Here is a 20,753-nt window from a genome sequence, read left to right on the forward strand (position 1 = left end):
TATCGAGGTGCAATGATGTAGTCGCTGAGGGAAGTATTGAAGTCGAAAAAGTGTTTCAGCAGTAATTGCGAATTTTTGAAGTGATGGCAAACAGGTTAGACCGGCGCTTGAATCACCAGCCTATTGAGAAGGCCCACTGTCTTGAAAGAGATAAGGTCGCTAGGGCGTTCTGGAGCAAGCGCGCAGATTCCATTATGGCTCGGGCGCGACGGTGCCCAGATAGAAGCCGGATATACGCGAGCAGTTACACCTTTTGTTTGAACAAAAAAATTTGCAATATTGGAGGAGTCCATATACGCAATAGCGTTAGCGTATTGCGCCGCAAGAAGGCTGTGCAACAATAAAAATGGTTGTTCACCTCAAAAAATCTCATTATTCAATGAAGATTTATGCATTCCATTCGGCGCAATACGCTGTCGCTATTGACGCCCTACATTTTGTTTCTCTCCAAATATTCATGCAGAAGAAACAAAATCACCAAACTCAATTCAAGTGCGTTTTTGGTTTTAATAGCAGCACTAGCCAGCGATTACCAGCAGCGTAAGCGGCACTCCAAACAGCAAAAAAACAAACCGCCGCCTTCAACATAAGATCTTCTCCTACGCCAATAAACAACAGCAATTATGTAGATCTAGCATCATCGCTGTAGAGATTAACGCCCAAATTTCAGCCGATTCTCTCCAAAAGTGTGGCGTCTCAGGTAATCACCCCACAAGCAGTGATCTATCTGCGATCCAGTAAGTTTAGTGTAAGACTTGCGGTCTAGAGTTCAGAGTCATAAGGAGAAGCACATACAAAAAGTGCGCTCTTTACCGAGGAAGGTTTGTTGTTCTGTGCTCTCTTTAAGAAAATAAAGATGCTAGTTCAACGACACGATTGGCGATAGATTAAACGCCAATTTTCCCCGAAAGATCTAGGTTTTCCGACAGATTGATTCGACCGTTTTTTAGTAAATCGGTATGAAGATTTGTGAAATTAGGTGGACAAACCGAGTACTAAAAAACTAAAAGGAGACATAGCATGAGTAATTCAGGTGTTGTAAATCAAGGTGTGAGTAGCTCACATACCGCAAGTCAGGATATGACAAAAGAGGAGCGTAAGGTTATTTTCGGATCCTCATTGGGAACCGTTTTTGAGTGGTATGACTTTTATCTGTACGGCACACTTGCTGCCATCATCGGTAAGAAATTCTTTACTGCTCTAGACCCAAATTCACAGATGATTTTCTCACTGTTGGCATTTGCCGCAGGTTTTATTGTTCGTCCGTTTGGTGCGCTGGTTTTTGGGCGTCTTGGCGACATGATTGGACGTAAATATACTTTCCTAGTCACGATCGTCCTCATGGGCGGAGCAACATTTGTCGTAGGTTTACTACCAGGCTATCAACAGATAGGTATCGCGGCACCGATCCTGCTAATACTTCTGCGCATGTTGCAAGGCTTAGCACTTGGCGGTGAATACGGCGGTGCTGCGACTTATGTGGCAGAACATTCGCCGCGCAATAAGCGCGGGTTCTATACCTCGTTTATTCAGACCACGGCAACATTGGGTCTATTTCTCTCATTGCTCGTTATCCTCGGATCGCGCACAATTGTAGGTGAAGAAGCGTTCGCAGATTGGGGATGGCGCATTCCGTTCTTGTTCTCAGCCATTTTGCTCGGCGTCTCAGTTTGGATTCGGATGACGATGCATGAATCTCCAGCTTTCGCAAAAATGAAGGCAGAAGGCAAGGTTTCTAAAGCACCGTTGACGGAGTCTTTCGGTAAATGGGGTAATCTTAAAATCGTCATTTTGGCTTTGGTTGGCTTAACGGCAGGACAAGCGGTTGTTTGGTATACCGGTCAGTTTTACGCCTTGTTCTTTTTGACGAATACCTTAAAAGTTGATAACGCTACAGCGAATTTGATGATTGCTGCGTCGCTTGTGATTGGCACGCCATTTTTTGTCGTGTTCGGTGCCTTGTCAGATAAGATAGGTCGCAAACCTATCATCATGGCAGGCTGTTTGATTGCTGCTTTGACGTATTTTCCTTTGTTTAAGGCATTGACTGAGGCAGCGAATCCAGCGCTTGCTGCGGCACAAGCGGCGAACAAGATTGTGGTCACTGCGAATCCTGCTGAATGTTCATTTCAATTTAATCCTACAGGTGTCGCTAAGTTCACAACGTCATGCGATATCGCCAAACAGGTCTTAGCAGCCAATTCAGGAAGTTATGAAACTGTTGAAGGCACTGGCGTTGCTACAATTGCGATTGGCAATACGATTATCGAATCCTACACATCAACTGGCCTCGCTGCTCCGGAAGCTAAAGCTAAAAAGGCAGCATTTGAGAAAGCGGTGACTTCTGCGTTAGTTGCTGCAGGATATCCTGCTAAAGCAGACCCAAAAGGAGTCAATAAGCCATTGGTCATTTTGATCCTGTCTATCTTAGTGATTTACGTCACGATGGTATATGGCCCAATCGCAGCGATGTTAGTTGAAATGTTCCCAACTCGCATTCGTTATACGTCAATGTCCTTGCCGTATCACATCGGCAACGGCTGGTTCGGTGGACTTTTACCTGCCACTGGCGTCGCGATTGTCGCCCAAACCGGCAATATGTATAACGGCTTGTGGTATCCAATCATCATTGCCAGTGTGACCTTCGTAATCGGTATGCTTTTCGTCAAAGAAACTAAGGATGTCGACATTTATGCAGGCGATTAATCGAGACCTCTGCATGAAGTAGACTAAGTCCTTAAAGTAGCCAAATGAAAAAATGCCCGTCATTCTGATCATTCTCAGAGCGGGCATTTTTTTTAATAACGCTTCGTTTTTTTTACTGTTGATTCTTATTTCTTAGGTCTGATCGACACATGTTTATGCTGCGCGAAATAGGAGGCGAAAGGCATGAAAATCGCTTGAGAAGTAACTAGTGATTCGATCCTGATGGTGCCAGCTCAAGAGAGTAGCCTATGCCACGCACGGTAGTAATTCTGATGTCGCCAATCTCCAACTTTTTGCGCAAGCGGTGCACGTAAACTTCGATCGCATTGCTACTGACTTCTTCCCCCCAGCTACACAATTTATCGATGAGTTGTTCCTTGCCGACCATTTTTCCAGCGCGCAGAACCAATAGTTCTAGTAAGGCCAATTCGCGCGCAGAGAGTTTGAGAAGTTCGCCATTGATGTGCGCCTCGCGATCGGCTTGATTGTAGGATAAGGATCCAAAGACAATGTGGTTGGTGTTGCCACTTCCTCGACGTGTCAATGCCCGAACCCGTGCAAAAAGTTCTGCCAAGGCAAATGGTTTGGCTAGATAGTCATCAGCACCGGCATCAAGACCGCGCACACAATCATCGACACCGTCACGACCGGTCAATATCAACACCGCTGTGTTGTTTTTTCGGTGTCGCAAACGTGTGAGTACTTCAATTCCGGATAGTCGCGGTAAGCTCAAATCAAGTATGAGCAAGTCATAAGCTTGTGACATTAAGGCAGCGTCCGCCATGGCGCCGTCTTCGACGTGATCGACCGCATAAGCTTCCTTGCGAAGGGCTGTCACCAATCCGAGCGCGATTGTTTGATCATCTTCGGCTAGCAAAATTCTCATGGGTGGATTTGGCAATGGGGCTGCGTTGAAAAAAAACGATTCTGCCACACTAATAGGCTCACTGCCAATGTGTTGTAAAAAGTGGATTTCAGCATTTCTCTAAAAAGCCACGTAAGACCAACGTAAGACCCACGTAAGGCTGGTTGGGTAAATTTGTCACAAGGAAGTTTTGCTGGTTAACCCTGTAGCGAGACTTTTACAAATATAAGTTTTACCCCAAAGAGGAGACCTTCATGTCAGTCATCAATTCAGTGTTAATCGAAAACCGTATTTTTCCACCTGCAGAAGCATTAGTAGAGCGTTCCACCATTTCTGGGAGAGTCGCTTACGATGCCCTCTGCCAAGAAGCAGAGACCGACTATTCGGGCTATTGGGCGCGTCTTGCCCGAGAACATCTGACATGGAAAAAGGAATTTACGACATCACTTGATGAAAGTAGAGCGCCATTTTATCAATGGTTTGCTGACGGAACTCTCAACGTCTCGTATAACTGTTTAGATCGTCATGTGGAGGCTGGGCTTGGTGATAAGCTGGCGATTATTTTTGAGGCAGATGACGGACAGCTTAGTCGTATCACCTATCAGCAGCTGTTGGCTAGAGTCTGCCAATTGGCAAATGCTCTTAGAGCAAGGGGTGTTAAACCAGGCGACCGCGTGTTGATCTATCTGCCGATGTCGATTGAAGGCGTTGTCGCGATGCAGGCATGTGCGCGAATTGGTGCCATTCATTCTGTGGTGTTTGGTGGTTTCTCTGCCAAGTCGATTCACGAACGTATCGTTGATGCGGGCACGGTGGCTGTGATTACCGCGGATGGACAGTGCCGTGGTGGGAAACGCATCCCATTAAAGCCTGCCGTGGATGATGCCATCGCCATGGGTGGTTGCGAGATGGTTCATTCAGTGATTGTATTTCAGCGTACCGGTGACGACTGCAGTATGCAGGCAGGGCGCGATGTATGGTGGCACGATGCAGTGCGAGAGCAAGCTCAGACCTGTGAACCAGAATGGGTTGGTGCTGAGCATCCTTTATTTTTACTCTATACGTCTGGCTCTACAGGAAAGCCCAAAGGTGTACAACATAGCTCAGGCGGCTATTTGCTGCACGCTGCACTGACTATGAAATGGACTTTTGATATTCAAGCGGACGATGTGTTCTGGTGCACGGCGGACATCGGTTGGGTCACTGGGCATACTTATATTGCCTATGGCCCGCTCGCTTGCGGAGCCACCCAGCTTATGTTTGAAGGTGTACCGACTTATCCAAATGCGGGTCGATTCTGGCACATGATACAAAACCACAAGGTCAGTGTTTTTTATACGGCACCAACCGCAATCCGCTCCTTGATCAAAGCAGGGGAAATCAGCCCAGAAACCCATCCAAAAAATTATGATCTCACAAGCCTGCGTATCCTCGGTTCGGTCGGTGAGCCGATTAACCCCGACGCTTGGATGTGGTACTACGAGCAGGTTGGTGGTTCGCGTTGTCCTATTGTCGATACCTTTTGGCAGACAGAAACTGGTGGCCATATGATCACCCCCTTGCCAGGCGTTACACCGCTGGTTCCAGGTTCTTGCACTTTGCCATTTCCTGGCATTCAGGCCTCTGTGGTGGATGAAACTGGGCTGGAGTTGGAGTGGGGTAAGGGCGGCCTGTTAGTGGTCAAGAAGCCTTGGCCTTCTATGATACGGACGATCTATGGCGATCCACAGCGATATGCGAATTCCTATTTCCCAGCGGATTTGGGTGGGAATCTGTATCTGGCTGGGGATGGCGCGATGCGCGATCCGAATACCGGTTATTTTACGATCATGGGCCGCATTGATGATGTACTCAATGTTGCAGGACATCGCATGGGGACGATGGAAATTGAATCCGCATTGGCATCGAATCCCTTGGTCGCGGAGGCTGCAGTCGTCGGTCGTCCAGACGATGTGACTGGTGAAGCGATTTGCGCCTTCGTGGTACTCAAACAAGCGCGTCCTAGTGGCGCCGAAGCTGCAGAAATTGCGAATCAATTGCGCAGTTGGATTACCAAGGAAATTGGGCCGATCGCTAAACCTAAGGACATCCGTTTTGGCGATAACTTGCCCAAAACCCGCTCCGGTAAAATCATGCGTCGCTTGCTGCGTTCACTTGCCAAAAACGAAGATATCACCCAAGATGTCTCAACCTTGGAAAATCCAGGGATACTCGATCAACTCAAGCAAAATGCCTGAGTCTAATTACTCGCTAAGGCTTGAACCCAGATTTGCCATTAGGCGCACCTGCGGTGCTATTTGTGTGCTGACGGCGCATTTTCGGTCATTTTTGTCGCTCTTCGTTGCAAATAGCTCGCTATTTGCTCCTCACTCGCAACAAAACTGCCTCGAAAAGTGCATCCGTCATCATCACAAATCCTAATCGAAAATCTGGGTTGAAACCGATGAAAAGGAGACACCCATGATACGTTCTCGTTTATCAAAGCAAAGACTGGCAGCTTTGTTTTTGCTTGGCTGCATTTGGTTTAACTACCCAGTGTTGTCGATTTTCGACAAGTCAGCCAGTATTTTCGGCATTCCCGTGTTGTATGCTTGGTTGATGGGGGCGTGGTTGACTTTGATCGTCCTGATGGCATGGGTCACCGAAGGAGCGAAGGACTAGGATGCTGCAGGGATGGCTGATTATTCTCGTTTCTTTGGTTTATCTCGCCGTTCTATTCTTAATCGCGTGGGTGGCAGACCGGCGTGCGGACGCCGGGCGTTCATTGATCGCCAATCCTCAGATTTACGCATTGTCGCTTGGCGTGTATTGCACCACTTGGACGTTTTACGGCAGCGTTGGTCGGGCAGCTTCGAACGGTGTGGATTTCTTGCCCATCTATCTTGGGCCGACACTGCTATTTGCATTGGCAGGTTTTGTGGTGTTGAAAATGATCAGGGTGTCCAAGGTCAATCGGATTACCTCAATCGCTGATCTGATTGCCTCGCGTTATGGGAAGAGCCAATTATTAGGTGGCTTGGTCACGGTGATCGCGGTGGTTGGCGTGGTTCCCTACATTGCGCTGCAACTTAAGGCAGTGTCGAATAGTTTTGGAATCCTTGTGCGCTACCCAGAAATCGTGATGCCAACCAGTATTGCGGCTGTGCCTCTACTGCAAGATGGGGCGCTCTATACTGCGGCAATTTTGGCCTGTTTCACGATCTTTTTCGGTACCCGACATCTCGATGCAACTGAGCGCCACGAAGGCATGGTAGCGGCGATCGCCTTTGAGTCAGTGGTGAAATTGTTGGCTTTTCTTGCCGTCGGTATTTTTGTCGTGTGGGGAATGCACGATGGTGTCGGTGACATATTTTCTAAGTTTAAAACCTTTAGCGCGATGCCGGCACCGGTCATTCCGCAAAGTAGCGCAACTGCTCATATGTCAGGCCATACGCCCTTGGTTTATGGCAGTTGGGGTGCCCTGGTGTTCTTGTCCATGCTGGCCTCGTTGTTGTTACCGCGACAGTTCCAGATTGCCGTGGTTGAAAACGTCAATGAGTCCCATCTAAAACGGGCGGTTTGGCTGTTCCCACTCTACCTATTTCTCATCAACTTGTTCGTATTGCCGGTGGCGATGGCAGGCTTGCTGTACTTTCCATCAGGCGTCGATGCCGATACCTTTGTCTTAACATTGCCCATGGCACAGCATCAACAAGCACTAGCATTGTTAGCCTATATCGGTGGGCTTTCTGCCGCGACCGGTATGGTGATCGTGGAAACCATCGCATTGGCGACCATGATTTGCAATGATTTGCTGATGCCCGTGCTACTACGTTTTGCACCCGTGCTGTTGTCAACGCACCGCAATTTGTCTCGCGTTTTACTCACTATTCGCCGTGTCGCAATCGTCTTGATATTGGCGTTGAGTTACGGCTATTTTCGATTTGCGGGTGAGGCCTACGCTTTAGTATCAATTGGTTTAATTTCTTTCGCCGCAGTCGCTCAATTTGCGCCGGCTGTATTGGGCGGTTTGTATTGGAAGGGCGGCACCCGCAATGGCGCAGTGGCAGGCTTGTTGGCCGGATTTTCAGTCTGGATGTACACCTTGCTACTGCCTTCGTTTGCCAAGTCTGGCTGGCTTCCCGCCAAGTTCATGGAGAGTGGTTTTTTCGGAATTGAGATGCTGCATCCCTTGCATCTGTTTGGGCTAAATGGTTTAGATGTCATCACCCACTGCATCGTTTGGAGTTTGTTGGCAAATCTGAGTGCCTACATCGGTGTTTCACTTATGCGCGCGCCCAACGTCGGAGAGGCGCGGCAGGCGAATTTGTTTGTATCACGCGGCTCTCAGGCTATGCATCCAGGTACTTGGAGTGGCGGTGCAAAACTTTCTGAACTGATCCCACTTGTGAGCCGCTTTTTGGGCGCTGAACACACCCAAGAAGCTTTTGCTCGCTATGCACAAGAACGGGGCTTTTCGAGTCCTGCCCAGTTGCCCGCAGATGCACAGTTGGTCAATTTTGCTGAAGCCTTGCTTGCTGGTGCCATCGGCTCAGCGTCGGCACGTGCCATGCTCGCATCGGTTGTCACGGAGGAGGCGCTGGACATGGAGGAAGTGATGAGTATTCTTGATGAAGCCTCACAGCTACGTAGTTATAGCCGCGAGATCGAGGAAAAATCACGTGAACTGACCCGCGCGACAGCCGAATTGCGGGATGCCAATCAGCGCTTGCAGCAACTCGATCAGATGAAAGATTATTTCGTCGCCACGGTGACCCATGAACTGCGCACGCCATTGACTTCGATTCGCCTATTTTCTGAAATTCTGCACGATGATCCTAGCATGACGGTCAATGAACGTACGCGCTTCCTTAGTATCATCGTCAGTGAGACTGAACGGCTTTCACGTCTGATTAATCAAATTCTCGATATGGCCAAATTGGAATCGGGGCGTGGAGAGTGGGTCATTAGCACGGTGGATGTCGCGGAACTTATTTTGTCAGCTAGCACAGCACTCACGGCAATCTCTGCAGAACGTCAGATTACGCTCAACATGGATCAGGTCGAATCTGGATTGATGGTGATGGCGGATAGAGATAGGCTAATCCAAGTGATGCAGAATTTGCTGTCCAACGCATTCAAATTTGTACCAGCGACAGGCGGTGTCGTAACTGTCTCTGCATATAGTATTGATAGCGATGTTCTTATCAGAGTGTGTGACAACGGACCCGGCATTAACGCCGACGACCATGAACTGATCTTTGAAAAATTTCATCAGGGTGCAGGTAATCGCGACTCTCTTACCGATAAACCAAAAGGCACTGGTTTAGGATTGCCAATCAGCCGACAGATCGTGGAACATTTTGGTGGGCGACTGTGGGCTGAGGCTGCACCGCAGGGTGCGAATGGCGCTTGTTTTTGCTTTACGCTGCCACGCCATGTCAGAGATCTCTGCACAACTGTAGCGAGCGGCTGAAGTTTGAGTCGAGAAGCGCACCTGTGCTAGAGCACAGCGAGCATCGCAGACTCAAACTTCGGCCGCGTAGTAAGTTGTGCAGAGGTCTCTATCAATAATAAACTTGATCAAGAAGGTGTGCTGTCATGAGTGAAACGAGATCTTTACGTGTCCTGATTGCCGACGATGAAGCTAACATTGTTATTTCACTTGAATACCTGATGCGAAAAGAAGGATATCAAGTAGCGACTGTAGCCGATGGAGAAGCGGCATTGAAAGTGGCCGCCGAATTCTCGCCCGATCTGGTTTTGCTAGACGTAATGATGCCGAGAAAATCGGGCTATGAAGTATGTGAAGCCTTACGCGCAAATCCAACGCATGCGCATTCGCGTATCATCCTACTGACAGCCTGCGGCCGCGATAGCGACATTGAACGGGGAATGGCCTTGGGCGCAGATGCCTACGTCACAAAACCATTTTCCCCCAGAGAGCTAATGCGAAAAATTAAAACGATCATGACTTGATGCGTAATTTTTGAGCCAAAAAGTAAGGTGCTCTACATCGGTCAAGGCGCTGGTATGCCGGCCTCTCGGTGGCAAGGCGCAAAACCATGCTTTACGAGCTTTGCGCGATTAATCACTAACAAGCCTCACCAATAAAAATCAAAAAACTCAATACTCAAGCAAGCTCGCTTTACCCCAGAAAATTCGATATGCCATCACCGTGTATCCAATGATCACTGGCAAAACGATACAAGCACCCACAAAGATAATCATCAAAGATTCAGGAGCGCTGGCTGCTTGCCAGATCGTGATTTTGTCAATGATGAGGTAGGGGAATAGGCTATATGCCAAGCCATGAAATGCTAGGAAAAAAATCCCAACCGTGCTGGCGAAGGGTGTCCAAATCCAACGGTGGTTGCCTTGTGCTAATTGCGTGGGGAGGCGCTTTAAAATTCTGTCTATCCACCAAAATAAAATGGCTGTGATCAGTGGAATGGGAAAGAGCAAGATGAAGTTAGGGAAGCTAAACCATTTTGCTGCAATGCTGGGACTGGCGAAGGGCGTGACGATGGAGATGGTTGCAATGCCGATGCCCGCTAGCCATAAACTGCGTCGTGCCCAGCTCGCCGCTTTGATTTGCAGTTGACCTTCCGACTTCATGAGTAACCACGTCGCGCCTAACAGGCAGTAAGCCGCCATCAGACATAAGCCGATCAAGCTGGCAAATGCATAGCTCCAAAAACTGCTTTGAAAACCGATGACCAACATGCCGAGCATGAAGCCTTGTGAAAATGCGGCGAGTATCGATCCAAGATGAAAAGCGAAATTCCATGCAGGCTTATTTTGCGCGTGGGCTTTGACCCGAAAATCAAAAGCAACACCGCGTAAGATCAAGCCAAGTAGCATGATCGCGACCGGTAAATACAGCGCGCCGAGGATTTGTCCGTGTGCGGTGGGGAAGGCGACTAACAAGATACCGACGCCTAGCACTAGCCAGGTTTCATTGGCGTCCCAAAAAGGGCCGATGGAAGCAATCATCATGTCTTTTTCTGAGTCTTCAGCATGACGCATCAAGATGCCGACGCCGAGATCGTAGCCATCTAAAATCACATATGCCAACATGGCCAGGCCCATGACGATCAGAAAGGCGAGCGGTAACCAACCCGCGGGTTGGGATAAATCGGGATGGAGTGGAGTGATCATGATTTATCCTCTGGATGTAGTTGATGCTGTGGTTGATGCTGTGCTTGATACTGTAGTGGCGCTTGTTGCGCTATCTGCTTTACGAGCTAGGTAGAACACCACCGAGATATACGAAATAATCAGGAACACATACAGCGTTAAATACATAATCAAGGTACTTGCTAACATCGGCACGGGAATCTTTGCTGCTGCCTCGGCGGTGGTGAGTACGCCTTGAACCAAGTACGGTTGGCGTCCAATTTCAGTGGTGTACCAACCCGCTAGCAACGCGACCCAACCAGAAAAACTCATTGCGACCAAGGCACGTGAAACCAATGCCGGTAGGGCTGGCTTACGCCATACATACCAAGACGCGAGCCAGGAAATAGCCAGCATCAATAAGCCCACGCCGACCATGATGCGAAATGCATAAAAGACAGGTGCAACTGGTGGATGTTTGCCGACAAAATCATTGAGTCCTTTGATCTCACCATTCATATCATGCGTAAGATAGAGCGATGCCAATTTGGGTATGGCGATTTCTGCTTTATTGACGCGTTCTTTCTGGTCTGGAATCGCAAATAAAATTGCTGGTGCGCCTTTTTGTGTTTCCCAAATGCCTTCCATCGCCGCGATTTTTGCGGGTTGATGTTGCAAGGTATTGAGGCCATGCAAATCACCGACCAGAATTTGTAGCGGAATCAAGATCGCGGCGAGTGTCACACCCGTTTTGATGCCAATCAGAATCTCACCACTCTGATCACTACTTCCACCTCGCAAATAACGATAGCTGCTGATGCCGGCGATCAAGAACGCTACGGTTAAACCAGAGGCCAGCATCATGTGCGTGAAGCGATACGGCATGGATGGATTGAAAATAATCTGCAACCAGTTGGTCGCGTGCGCTTGACCGTTGATTATTTCAAATCCGACGGGTGTATGCATCCACGAGTTTAAGGCAATGATCCAAAACACGGAGAGCGTTGTGCCACCTGCGACCAACATGGTAGCGATGGTATGCAGTCGTTCACCGACACGCTTTTGACCGAACAGCATAATGCCGAGAAAAGTCGCTTCTAAGAAAAACGCCGTCAAAATTTCGTAAGCGAGTAAAGGCCCAGCGATGTTGCCAACTTTTTCCATAAAGCCCGGCCAGTTGGTGCCGAATTGAAAGCTCATCGTAATGCCGCTCACCACGCCCAGGGCGAAACTCAGGGCAAATACTTTCACCCAAAAATAGTAGGCGCGTTGCCACTGTTCTGCCTGGGTGCGGTTATAGCGCCATTTGAAAAAGACCAGCACCCAGCCAAGCGCAATACTGATGCTGGGAAAAAGAATGTGAAAACTGATATTGGCGGCAAACTGGATGCGCGCCAACAGCATGGGGTCGAAGCTACTTGCGAGTTCCGCTGACATGATGAATTCTCTGAGTGTATTTGATCGGGTTTAGCTAATTTTTGGACTTGCCATCGAGGCGAAGACGATCGGTAAATTCTATAATCTTCACGACTTTTGAACCCATTTTCATCAGGGTTTGCAAGGTTTCTGGCGAGAGTTTTTCAACGTCGTCAAACCACGCGCTCGTCATTTCAATCAGATCGTGCATTTGTTGAATACGACCAAGTGCGTACTCTTCATCTTCGTTGGCATCGTTTTTGAGCAAGGCTTCGCGTAACATTGAGAGCGTCGGTTCAACTTCACGACGACGACGTTCTTCAACCAGGTTGCGGAAAATTTCCCAGACATCCTTCGGTGCTTCAAAGAACTCTCTGCGTTCGCCCGGAATGTGTACCAGCTTGACCAAGCGCCATGCTTGTAATTCTTTGAGGCTCATGCCGACATTGGAACGGGAGAAGGTCAACTCTTCAGCAATCTCGTCCGCACATAGTGGTTTTTCGCTGAGAAAAATTAGCGCGTAAATTTGCCCGACGGTACGATTAATGCCCCAGCGGCTGCCCATTTCGCCAAAATGTGAGATGAATTTTTCCTTGGTTGGACTGATGCTCATGATGGATCCTTGTTTGTAGTTCCCGTAATATTTGAATTTCCAGTAATTTCAGGAAATATAGCACGATTATTTTTTTCGCGTTTTTTGTGCGTGAATTTGAATAGGGGGACGAATCGTCTTGCGACTTTTGCGGTTAAAAGTGATAGCGTGCCGACGATAGTCGCTGTAATTTCTCTTTTTACGTGCTTGGCAAGGCCGTATTTACTAAGGAAAAAGTGGGAAAGAGATGAGGTGATCAGTTGCTAAGTAAGCGCAACTGATCTTGTTTGAAGTCGCTCAGCGAATGTTTGATAAATCTGCCGGCGGTTCATCACCAGCTAATACGCCTGCACCACCAGATAGGCCTTCCGCTTTGCGCATCAAATAATCAGTATGTTCATAGACATTCGGGCAACCAGTCTCCGCGATCAAAGTTTTGACGATGGCGACTTTCCACGCATCAACACCCGCCGCCTGAAATTGGCACGCCAGAAAACCATGTTGAATCGCGTGGTATTCGACGACAAGGCCCGGCAGTTGATCTTCTTCCGCATTGATCAATCGTTGTGGTTTTCCTGGCTTCGCCTGTAGTGGCAGACGCTTCGCCAATGCTGCCTGAATGCGGCGTTTGAACATGGCATGGTCAACTGCTTCGGACTCATCAAAGCTCCAGACCCGCGCTCGAATTTGCGATTGTGGACTCCAGCCTGCGCGCGCTAAAAACTCGTTTTTCGACGAGCGTACTAAGCAGGTCGCACCGAATTTCATTTTCTCGTGAAATTTACCATCGACGCGTTCAATTGCTGAAAGATAGATCCAGGGATCTTTTTCTAACAGGCTTTTTTCTTTACCTTGTTTGATCGTAATGATGAGCATAGCTTAATTGAATAATGAAGGAATGAAGCGACGTTGCAAGACAGCTTACTGGGATGATGTGATGCTGTTATTGCGCCACTTACCAAGTGCTGCGATGTCGGCCTTTGGTCCAATCGGGTTTGTGTTTGATAGATGCAGCGGGCGTTGTGGGACTATTGCGATCGTTAATGTGAATTTCTTCTGTCGTCATAAAGATGTAGCGATTGCCAATGCGGCCACGATAGACGCTGTGCGCACCTGCGATTTTTCTGGTCGCCGCCGCTAATTTCCATGCGTCGTCCATGCTGCACTTGATGCTAGGCGCTTTAAATAAAGCTTGTCGCTGTGTTTGTCCCCAAAGTTTAGCCAGATCGGCATGCTGGCGAATTGTTGCTGGGAGTGTCGTTTGTGACCAACCCCAAATAAAGCATTCGCTCGCCTCATCGTAGACGCCAATGGTTTGGAAATGGCTGGTACCGGTGCGATCTCCGGCAAATTGAAACACGATGATGCCAGCTTCTAAATCTGCGGACCAGCCTTTTTCTTTGCCAAATTGCCAGCTTGAGGCGTGCTGCGAATGTTGGGCGAGCATTTCTTCATGCGCTGTTGCAATGAAGGCGTCGGCTTCGGGCGAGGGTGCAGAACCAAAGAGCCGAGGTAAAAGTTGACGGAAGAATTTTAAGAAGTTACTCATAAATGCTAATAAAAAACCTAGTAAAATCAAAAACTTGTGTTTTTGTAGGTGCTTTTTTGGGGGTGTCCGGCATTATAACAGGAGGTTTTTCTTTATCCTTTTTATGCACTAGATTGCTTAATCTAAGCGACATTGAGCCTATACTTTTCTGATTTGATCGGTAAAGCGTTTGAGTTATTGCTATTGAAAAAATGATTTCTACGCTTACAATTTGGCAAGTTCAATTTGTGAATTGTTAGTATATCCAGGAGGCTCCTATGAAAGACCACTTTGAAAAACTTGGCCAATTGGCGTTGCAGTCGGCTAGCAGTGCGGGACGTGGTTTGACTAATGTGCAAAATCTGGCACAAGATATTACGCAGGTGACAGGCAAAGACGTATTGAATAAGGCGGTTCAGGTAAGCTCATTGGCGATGGTGGCAGGTAAGTCAGTGCAACAATCCTTAGTGAATGCCATGGAGCATGAGACGACTGTGGCAATGATAGAGCAGGTGAAGGAAAAAAGTTTGCTATTAGCAGATAGCGCGACTCACGGCGCCAAACTTGTGGGCAATCAAGTTGTTGATGGCATGAGAAAAGTCGAAGTTACATTAGAAGAACACCACCTTGAGATCAAGGAAAAAACCGAGACGGTTTCTATGGGATTTGGCATCGCCGCAGGCGTCGCAACTGGTGCCGCAATGATTGGTACGCCTATCTTGGTTGCAGCGGCGCCAGTGATTGGTGTCGTAGCAACGGTGACAGGGGCGGTAGCTGGTGGCGCGCATTTTTATTCGAAATGGAAAACAAAAAAGGCGCAAGCCAATCAGAATCAGGCCGATGTACCCAACCCAATTGAACGTGAAAATGAATCTGAAAATGCGCGTGGAAACGGAATGGATACCCAATAGTTCTCAGTGATTCGAAGCAAGTTAACCCCATACTCCCGCATCGAGTGAATATCGGATTACATCGGGTGTCAGAATTTTATTCTGAAATTGATTTGATTCAAACCATGTACGAGGAAGATGATCATGCTGGCGTAAAGCATCGCAGCAAATACCCCAAGATTGCCTTGCAAGGAGCGTAATGGGGAATGCCAATGCAGTAAACCCAAAATTGCTTCAATTATAAAAGGTAGTAAATAGCAAATTATAGGATTGATCGCCGCGGGTTTTACAAGCAGCATCCAGCTTTGTATTTTCCGCAGATCCATGAGCCAATAGAGAAAGCTAAACACTGCGATGCAAATCCCTGCTGAATAAAAGCACCAAGACGGTGTCGCGTAGATTTTTGAAATTTTGAATTCGGGCCTTAAAGCACTAGCCACAAGGACGAGTACAAACATCAATCCAAATGCGCGTATAAATCTCATCGCTTGTTTGAGGGAAGCATCTTCTGCAAAGAAAATCAAACTACACACGATACCGGCAAGCACAATACTGCTGTGCGCGGCGTGTGCATCGAGTGCCGCCAGTAATTTTAGCAGATCATTATCGGCAGCGAGATTGCTGAAGGCCTTGCTGTGCAATAGTAAATAGAGCATGGTGCACAGAGCTATCGATAGCGTGAGCAGTCCTTGATGCCCCCGACAGATTTGGTAGATCACACAGGAAATCAGATAGGCCCACCCAATCAGCCCTAAAATTCCCCACCACTGCGGCGACATCATTTGGGTGCCATCAGTGCCGCCACGATAAAGCAGAGCGAGTACGATCAATATGACGATGCCAGACACAAATAAGATGTGATTGAGAATCGCTTGTTTGAATTGGTAGACACCCCAGATCAACATAAATCCCAGATACGATAACAATGACCACATTGGAATGGATATCGGCATCGAAGCCTGGTGATACCCAGCTTCTGCGTTGACCATAAATAAGCCCATAATAATTAAGGCTGCAGCACGTGTGGCAATGTGACTGTTTAAGCTAAATCGGCTTGCTCCTTTGGCGATACGGTAGTTGATCCCAAAGGGAATCGACATACCGACAATAAATAAAAACGCCGGGAATACAATGTCAGGAAAGCTCATCGCATCGGCATCCGCGGGCATGTGTTTAAGCCAGATCGATATCCCATTAACGCTTGCTAGTTCATTGACGATGATCATAATCAAAAAGGTGATGCCACGAAAAGCGTCAATCGAGATGACACGTTGATTCTGTAACGTGTTGATGGGATTTAGCATAGAAAACAAACTTTCAAATTGCGAAAATAAAATGTACGGTGGTAATGTGAGAAATGTAAAAAGATAGTTTAAAAGACTTAAGTTCTCGTAAGCCATAATTTGACATAGTGCCAAGCAGCAATTTACTCTCGGCAATCATAAACAACAATGCATAGAACTACTTTCTAATCTAAGTAAATGTACTTACTTATGGCGTGTGTGGATTCCCTTTGAAAACGAATTGCGGCACACTGCAGAGTCTGACCTTATTTGAATTTATTCGAACTTATTCGAACTTATCTGAATTGCCTAATCCCACATGAAAACGAATGACTCTAGATTCAGAAATGTTTGGCGACAGTTTTTTTTATCAGGCTGTTTGTTTTTGTCTGTTGGAGCAACAACGACATCGGTCAACGCATCTGAACTCAACATTTGGATCATGTCCACCACAGCGCAACCGCAGCAAGATATGCGTGAAATCTTGCGTCCCTATTTGGCGAGTCATCCGCATTTGCGGGTCAATGTCACGGTATTAAATTGGGAAAACGCGTGGGCCAAAATTAGTGCAGCCGCCGCTTCGGGTCAAGGTCCTGATTTGTTGGAATTGGGTAGTACCTGGGTCGCTGCTATTTCTGCAAAAGACGCACTTGAGCCCATTAGTTTGGCGCAGCAAAATGAGGTCGGCGGTGAAAGGGCTTTTTTCCCCGCCTTATGGGTAACGACACATCGACATAATCAAGGACAAGTCTTTGCGATTCCTTGGTATGCGGGTGCACGTGTTGCCTATTATCGGAAAGACTTATTTAAAAAAGCGGGGGTGAAAGCCAGTGAGGCGTTTGCGAATTGGAGTAGCTTTAAACAGGCGATGCAAAAGATTAATGGTGTGAATTTTGAGGGAAAGAAGGTCGCAGCTTTAGGATACCCAGGGAAAAATGATTCAGATATTTTACATAATTTGGCACCGTGGATCTGGAATGCTGGCGGCGATTTCTTAAGTCCAGATCGCAAGTCATCGAGTATTTATTCCCCCGAAACCTTACAGGCCATTAGTTACTTTACTAGCTTTGCTGCGGAAGGCTTGGTACCGCGTTCGGCGCTAGAAAAAGATTCCGTACAGATCGAGTCTGGATTTTTTGCGAATCAATATGCGGTGATTTTTAGTGGGCCTTGGGTTTTGAAAATGTTGAACACGCCAAAGGCTAAAGGTGGACAATTAGAAACCGCAGCGGCTCAAAATTTTGCCGTAGCTTCCTATCCGGCAGGTATCAAGGGGAATCAAACTTTTTTCTCAGGCTCGGATCTGGCGATGATGAAGTCTTCGAAAAATAAAGAAGAAGCCTGGAAGTTATTGCAGTATTTGGTTTCACGTCCAGCTCAAGTTAAATTCAGTCAATTGTCTGGCATGCTGCCGGCACGCTTGGATGCGGCCAATGATCCGTCTTTAACCAAAGATTTGCACTACGCTGAATTTATTCAACAAGTTAAACTAGGACGACATTATCCCGTGGTCACTGCATGGGGACAATTGGAAAACGTGTTTCGAATTCACATAGCGAACATTGTGACCTCATTAAATCTAGCGCCTGCAGGCGCAACGACCACATCCGCGCAAGCGACGATCAAAAATAATTTGCAACAGGCGTCACAGCAAGCCAATGCAATTTTGAAAGCGCAACCTTAACATTCAACACATGCATAGGCCGGAAAGCGTCGCCGGATTTATTGCCATAGACTGGGTGGAATGTCGCGTAATTTTGCTGCCAATTCCATACTGGTACGGACATTTAATTTTTGGCAAATATGCAGTCGATGTGCTTCTACCGTTTTAGGACTGATAGAAAGGTGATCGGCGATTTGCTTGCCTAAGTAGCCAGCCACAATCTCGGTCAGTACCATTCTTTCTCTTTGCGTCAATTCAGCGATTTCTTTGAGTAAGCCGGCTTGCCCTTGGTAAACGCTACGTGCAGAGGCATCGCTAGCAAAAGCGCGACTGATCGCATCGAGTAGGCTGCGATGGTCGGCAGGTTTTTCGAGAAAATCCACAGCGCCTTGTTTGAGTACTCGTACCACCAAAGGAATATCACCGTGTCCGCTCAAAAAAATCACAGGCGGCAAATAACTGTTTTGTTGTTTGCTACGTCGGATCAACTCGTCAAATAATTCTAAACCATTGGTACCTGGAATCCTTACATCAATCAATAGGCAGTTGAATTGACTGGGGTCAGCGTGTGCAAGAAAGTCCGTCGCGCGTTCAAATTCACTTGGGATCCAATTACGTGTCTCGAGTAGCATTGCTAGTGAGTTGCGAACACTAGGATCGTCATCAATAATGGCAATTTTTGACTGACTTGTGTCAAGGCTGAGTGCGGACGGAGGAGACGATTCTGTTGGGGTCATAATGGTACCGTGGAATTTGACGTTGACTGAGTTAGCGGTGGCGTGTGTAACGGTGCAGGTTGATATTGCTGTGCTGCGGTATTTTGTAATTTTAGTGGCAAACGGAAGCGAAAAACTGCACCGCCGTCAGCTTGGTTTTCTGCCCAAATCTTTCCGCCATGATTTTCAATGACCGTTCGGCAAATTGCCAGACCTAATCCCATGCCTTCCGCTTTGGTAGTGTAGAAGGCTTGAAATAATTTATCTGCTTCGATGATGCCTTGTCCTTGATCTTGGATGCTCACAGTCACATAAAGTGCGTCTTGTTCAACCGTGATTATTAAATTTTGTCCTGGCCTTGCACTGGTCGTTGTTTCGATTTGGTCCATCGCTTCTAAAGCATTACGCATCAGATTAAACAAGACCTGTTTTAGCATCACGGCATCGCAATCGATAATCAAATTCTGTGCTGAGGATTGTAATTGAATTTGCACTTGCTGCCGCTTTGCCTGTGCTTCGACTAGCTCGATCGATTCTTGTATGAGGATGGATAAAGAATAGGGTTCATGCGGTGCTGCACTTTTTTGTATGAAGCTACGCATACTGCGCATGATTTTTCCTGCTCGGCGAGATTCTTCGCCCATCTTTTCGATTGCTTTTCGAATTTTGGGCGATTGCACATCCTCTGTTTGCATCAGGCTTTCGGCGGCAGCGGCGTAGTTAGCGATGGCTGCCAGAGGTTGGTTTAGCTCATGCGCCATGCCAGAAGCGAATTCAGCCAAACTCGATAATCGTGCTGTGTGTTGAATCAATTCATCGCGTTCCCGTAATGCTTGTTGAGCCGCCCGACGCTCTTTTAACCAGCGTCGTAGTAAACGCAATAACCAAATGATGAGGATGCCAAAGGCCAATACCGCGACCGCAAGCGAGATTAGTAGGCTGTCAAAATGTTGTGTCGTACGAATACTCGTTTTTAAGGCTAAGCCCGTATTGGCGGGGCCAAAATCGAGCCGATTTACCTCAGCGCTATGGACCACAATGCCACCTTCGCTTGGGGATAATTGTTTATCGTTTTTATCGACCAGGCTGAGATCGTAGCGTTGCACAAACCACCACGGTACTTCTTGGGTCAGCAGCTTATCTAAATCGTAAGTGATCAGGATATTGCCGTCGTGTAGTGGGTCGTTTGGATTGGGGAGCGCGAGCACCCATAACGGTGCAAACTGTTCGATTACGCGGCTATAGGCGGTTGCGTTTAGTTGTTGGCTTTGATGAATGGCTTCGCTCACCAATGGATCATTTAGCGGGGGCAAATTACTAGGTCTTTGTTCGTACTCTGGCAATCCAAGGACGCGTTGTTGATTGCGATCGATAAATTCGATGGCGAGAATCGCGTGATTGTCTTTGATCAGACTATCAGCACGATGTAGAAATTCTTCGCGGGAGCTGCTTGAAGTAGGCTTTAAATCGAGCACCCAGTTTTGCAACATGATTTGCTGATTTTCTAGTTTGTTGGTAATGATTTGTTCCATCCACAGCAAATCGAGAGATGATTGCCGTTCGGTGGTGGCACGTTTCTCTGCGTACCAGAGCCAGCCTAGCGTGCTCGAGACAAACAAGCCGACGGTTAGAAATAGCATCATTCCTATCCAGGTCCAGCGGTTGTTGAATAAACTTTGGCGCGCAAATCGCATGATTTTCCCCGAGTGCTGTGATAGTGCGCCGAAAGAGGATAGGCGCTTTAATACAGCAGCGCATAATTTATCACTCACAACTTGGTTTTGCAAAATTGCTTGTGCTGACGAGGATTTTATTGGCTTAATTTTTGGTACTTTCCGAAAGCAAAGTATTGAAAAAAAACGGCAAATTTCATTGGGAAATTTGCCGTGTAAAGCCAGATCGTAATACAGTCTTAGCTCCTGTTAACTGGGACAGCTAATCCAGTATCTTTGCTGTGGCAATGGGGGAGACTCAGCAAAAGGAACTAATTGGTAAC

At 47.4% G+C, this 20,753-nt stretch carries 16 protein-coding genes; 7 read left to right on the forward strand and 9 right to left on the reverse strand.

Features of this window, described 5'->3' with window-relative positions; all coding sequences use genetic code 11:
• Positions 1–1,020: 1,020 nt before the first annotated feature.
• Positions 1,021–2,706 carry an MFS transporter gene (locus H8K52_RS00005; protein ID WP_246464162.1) on the forward strand — a complete coding sequence of 562 codons (1,686 nt, stop codon included), beginning with the start codon at positions 1,021–1,023 and terminating at the stop codon, positions 2,704–2,706.
• Between the two features lie 205 nt (positions 2,707–2,911).
• On the opposite strand, the gene H8K52_RS00010 is transcribed toward H8K52_RS00005, so the two are convergent.
• On the reverse strand, positions 2,912–3,592 hold the full coding sequence (locus tag H8K52_RS00010; protein WP_186920473.1) for a response regulator transcription factor: 681 nt from the start codon (positions 3,590–3,592) through the stop codon (positions 2,912–2,914).
• 233 nt (positions 3,593–3,825) lie between these two features.
• On the opposite strand from H8K52_RS00010, the gene acs reads away from it, so the two are divergent.
• The 4 genes from acs (at position 3,826) to H8K52_RS00030 (ending at position 9,529) form a co-directional block, all read left to right on the forward strand.
• Positions 3,826–5,808 carry an acetate--CoA ligase gene (gene acs / locus H8K52_RS00015; RefSeq protein ID WP_186920474.1) on the forward strand — a complete coding sequence of 661 codons (1,983 nt, stop codon included), beginning with the start codon at positions 3,826–3,828 and terminating at the stop codon, positions 5,806–5,808.
• 223 nt (positions 5,809–6,031) lie between these two features.
• Entirely contained in the window at positions 6,032–6,232 is a 201-nt protein-coding gene (locus H8K52_RS00020; RefSeq protein ID WP_186920475.1) for a hypothetical protein, read from the forward strand.
• A gap of 1 nt (position 6,233) precedes the next feature.
• Positions 6,234–9,026: a sensor histidine kinase gene (locus H8K52_RS00025; RefSeq protein ID WP_186920476.1), complete on the forward strand. Its 2,793-nt coding sequence runs from the start codon at positions 6,234–6,236 to the stop codon at positions 9,024–9,026.
• A 125-nt stretch (positions 9,027–9,151) separates the two neighbouring features.
• A complete protein-coding gene (locus H8K52_RS00030) occupies positions 9,152–9,529 on the forward strand; it encodes a response regulator transcription factor (protein WP_186920477.1) in 378 nt (125 codons plus the stop codon).
• A 147-nt stretch (positions 9,530–9,676) separates the two neighbouring features.
• Here the strand turns inward: H8K52_RS00030 and H8K52_RS00035 are convergent, their stop codons facing one another.
• The 5 genes from H8K52_RS00035 to H8K52_RS00055 all read right to left on the reverse strand — a co-directional run bounded on the left by H8K52_RS00035 (position 9,677) and on the right by H8K52_RS00055 (position 14,226).
• Complete coding sequence (locus tag H8K52_RS00035; RefSeq protein WP_186920478.1) at positions 9,677–10,711, reverse strand: cytochrome d ubiquinol oxidase subunit II; 1,035 nt, start codon at positions 10,709–10,711, stop codon at positions 9,677–9,679.
• Positions 10,712–10,714: 3 nt separating this feature from the next.
• A complete protein-coding gene (locus H8K52_RS00040) occupies positions 10,715–12,106 on the reverse strand; it encodes a cytochrome ubiquinol oxidase subunit I (RefSeq protein WP_186920479.1) in 1,392 nt (463 codons plus the stop codon).
• A gap of 34 nt (positions 12,107–12,140) precedes the next feature.
• The gene (locus H8K52_RS00045; RefSeq protein WP_186920480.1) at positions 12,141–12,698 is read right to left on the reverse strand and encodes a GbsR/MarR family transcriptional regulator; all 558 of its coding nucleotides are present in this window, start codon (positions 12,696–12,698) and stop codon (positions 12,141–12,143) included.
• Between the two features lie 276 nt (positions 12,699–12,974).
• On the reverse strand, positions 12,975–13,553 hold the full coding sequence (locus tag H8K52_RS00050) for an SAM-dependent methyltransferase (protein WP_186920481.1): 579 nt from the start codon (positions 13,551–13,553) through the stop codon (positions 12,975–12,977).
• Positions 13,554–13,632: 79 nt separating this feature from the next.
• Entirely contained in the window at positions 13,633–14,226 is a 594-nt protein-coding gene (locus H8K52_RS00055; RefSeq protein WP_186920482.1) for a DUF6882 domain-containing protein, read from the reverse strand.
• A gap of 257 nt (positions 14,227–14,483) precedes the next feature.
• Between H8K52_RS00055 and H8K52_RS00060 the strand changes: the two genes are divergently transcribed.
• The gene (locus tag H8K52_RS00060) at positions 14,484–15,116 is read left to right on the forward strand and encodes a hypothetical protein (RefSeq protein ID WP_186920483.1); all 633 of its coding nucleotides are present in this window, start codon (positions 14,484–14,486) and stop codon (positions 15,114–15,116) included.
• 68 nt (positions 15,117–15,184) lie between these two features.
• Here H8K52_RS00060 and H8K52_RS00065 read toward each other — a convergent pair whose 3' ends face one another.
• Positions 15,185–16,399 carry a DUF5009 domain-containing protein gene (locus H8K52_RS00065; protein WP_186920484.1) on the reverse strand — a complete coding sequence of 405 codons (1,215 nt, stop codon included), beginning with the start codon at positions 16,397–16,399 and terminating at the stop codon, positions 15,185–15,187.
• Between the two features lie 421 nt (positions 16,400–16,820).
• On the opposite strand from H8K52_RS00065, the gene H8K52_RS00070 reads away from it, so the two are divergent.
• Positions 16,821–18,062: an extracellular solute-binding protein gene (locus H8K52_RS00070; protein WP_186920485.1), complete on the forward strand. Its 1,242-nt coding sequence runs from the start codon at positions 16,821–16,823 to the stop codon at positions 18,060–18,062.
• A 38-nt stretch (positions 18,063–18,100) separates the two neighbouring features.
• Here the strand turns inward: H8K52_RS00070 and H8K52_RS00075 are convergent, their stop codons facing one another.
• Positions 18,101–18,778, reverse strand: a complete 678-nt coding sequence (locus H8K52_RS00075) for a response regulator transcription factor (RefSeq protein WP_186920486.1) — start codon at positions 18,776–18,778, stop codon at positions 18,101–18,103.
• On the reverse strand, positions 18,775–20,451 hold the full coding sequence (locus tag H8K52_RS00080; protein WP_186920487.1) for a sensor histidine kinase: 1,677 nt from the start codon (positions 20,449–20,451) through the stop codon (positions 18,775–18,777). The genes H8K52_RS00075 and H8K52_RS00080 overlap by 4 nt, the downstream gene beginning before the upstream one ends.
• Between the last annotated feature and the right edge of the window lie 302 nt (positions 20,452–20,753).

Origin of the sequence: Affinundibacterium seohonense (genome assembly GCF_014284305.1) — a bacterium.
Lineage (GTDB): Bacteria > Pseudomonadota > Gammaproteobacteria > Burkholderiales > Burkholderiaceae_D > Undibacterium > Undibacterium seohonense.

Bases quoted from the DNA above. Each gene is read 5' to 3' on its own strand.
- H8K52_RS00035 (WP_186920478.1), bottom strand. From the start codon at position 10,711: ATGATCACTCCACTCCATCCCGATTTATCCCAACCCGCGGGTTGGTTA.
- H8K52_RS00045 (WP_186920480.1), bottom strand. From the start codon at position 12,698: ATGAGCATCAGTCCAACCAAGGAAAAATTCATCTCACATTTTGGCGAA.
- acs (WP_186920474.1), top strand. From the start codon at position 3,826: ATGTCAGTCATCAATTCAGTGTTAATCGAAAACCGTATTTTTCCACCT.
- H8K52_RS00055 (WP_186920482.1), bottom strand. From the start codon at position 14,226: ATGAGTAACTTCTTAAAATTCTTCCGTCAACTTTTACCTCGGCTCTTT.
- H8K52_RS00020 (WP_186920475.1), top strand. From the start codon at position 6,032: ATGATACGTTCTCGTTTATCAAAGCAAAGACTGGCAGCTTTGTTTTTG.
- H8K52_RS00080 (WP_186920487.1), bottom strand. From the start codon at position 20,451: ATGCGATTTGCGCGCCAAAGTTTATTCAACAACCGCTGGACCTGGATA.
- H8K52_RS00005 (WP_246464162.1), top strand. From the start codon at position 1,021: ATGAGTAATTCAGGTGTTGTAAATCAAGGTGTGAGTAGCTCACATACC.
- H8K52_RS00070 (WP_186920485.1), top strand. From the start codon at position 16,821: ATGTCCACCACAGCGCAACCGCAGCAAGATATGCGTGAAATCTTGCGT.
- H8K52_RS00060 (WP_186920483.1), top strand. From the start codon at position 14,484: ATGAAAGACCACTTTGAAAAACTTGGCCAATTGGCGTTGCAGTCGGCT.
- H8K52_RS00050 (WP_186920481.1), bottom strand. From the start codon at position 13,553: ATGCTCATCATTACGATCAAACAAGGTAAAGAAAAAAGCCTGTTAGAA.
- H8K52_RS00010 (WP_186920473.1), bottom strand. From the start codon at position 3,592: ATGAGAATTTTGCTAGCCGAAGATGATCAAACAATCGCGCTCGGATTG.
- H8K52_RS00075 (WP_186920486.1), bottom strand. From the start codon at position 18,778: ATGACCCCAACAGAATCGTCTCCTCCGTCCGCACTCAGCCTTGACACA.
- H8K52_RS00065 (WP_186920484.1), bottom strand. From the start codon at position 16,399: ATGCTAAATCCCATCAACACGTTACAGAATCAACGTGTCATCTCGATT.
- H8K52_RS00025 (WP_186920476.1), top strand. From the start codon at position 6,234: ATGCTGCAGGGATGGCTGATTATTCTCGTTTCTTTGGTTTATCTCGCC.
- H8K52_RS00030 (WP_186920477.1), top strand. From the start codon at position 9,152: ATGAGTGAAACGAGATCTTTACGTGTCCTGATTGCCGACGATGAAGCT.
- H8K52_RS00040 (WP_186920479.1), bottom strand. From the start codon at position 12,106: ATGTCAGCGGAACTCGCAAGTAGCTTCGACCCCATGCTGTTGGCGCGC.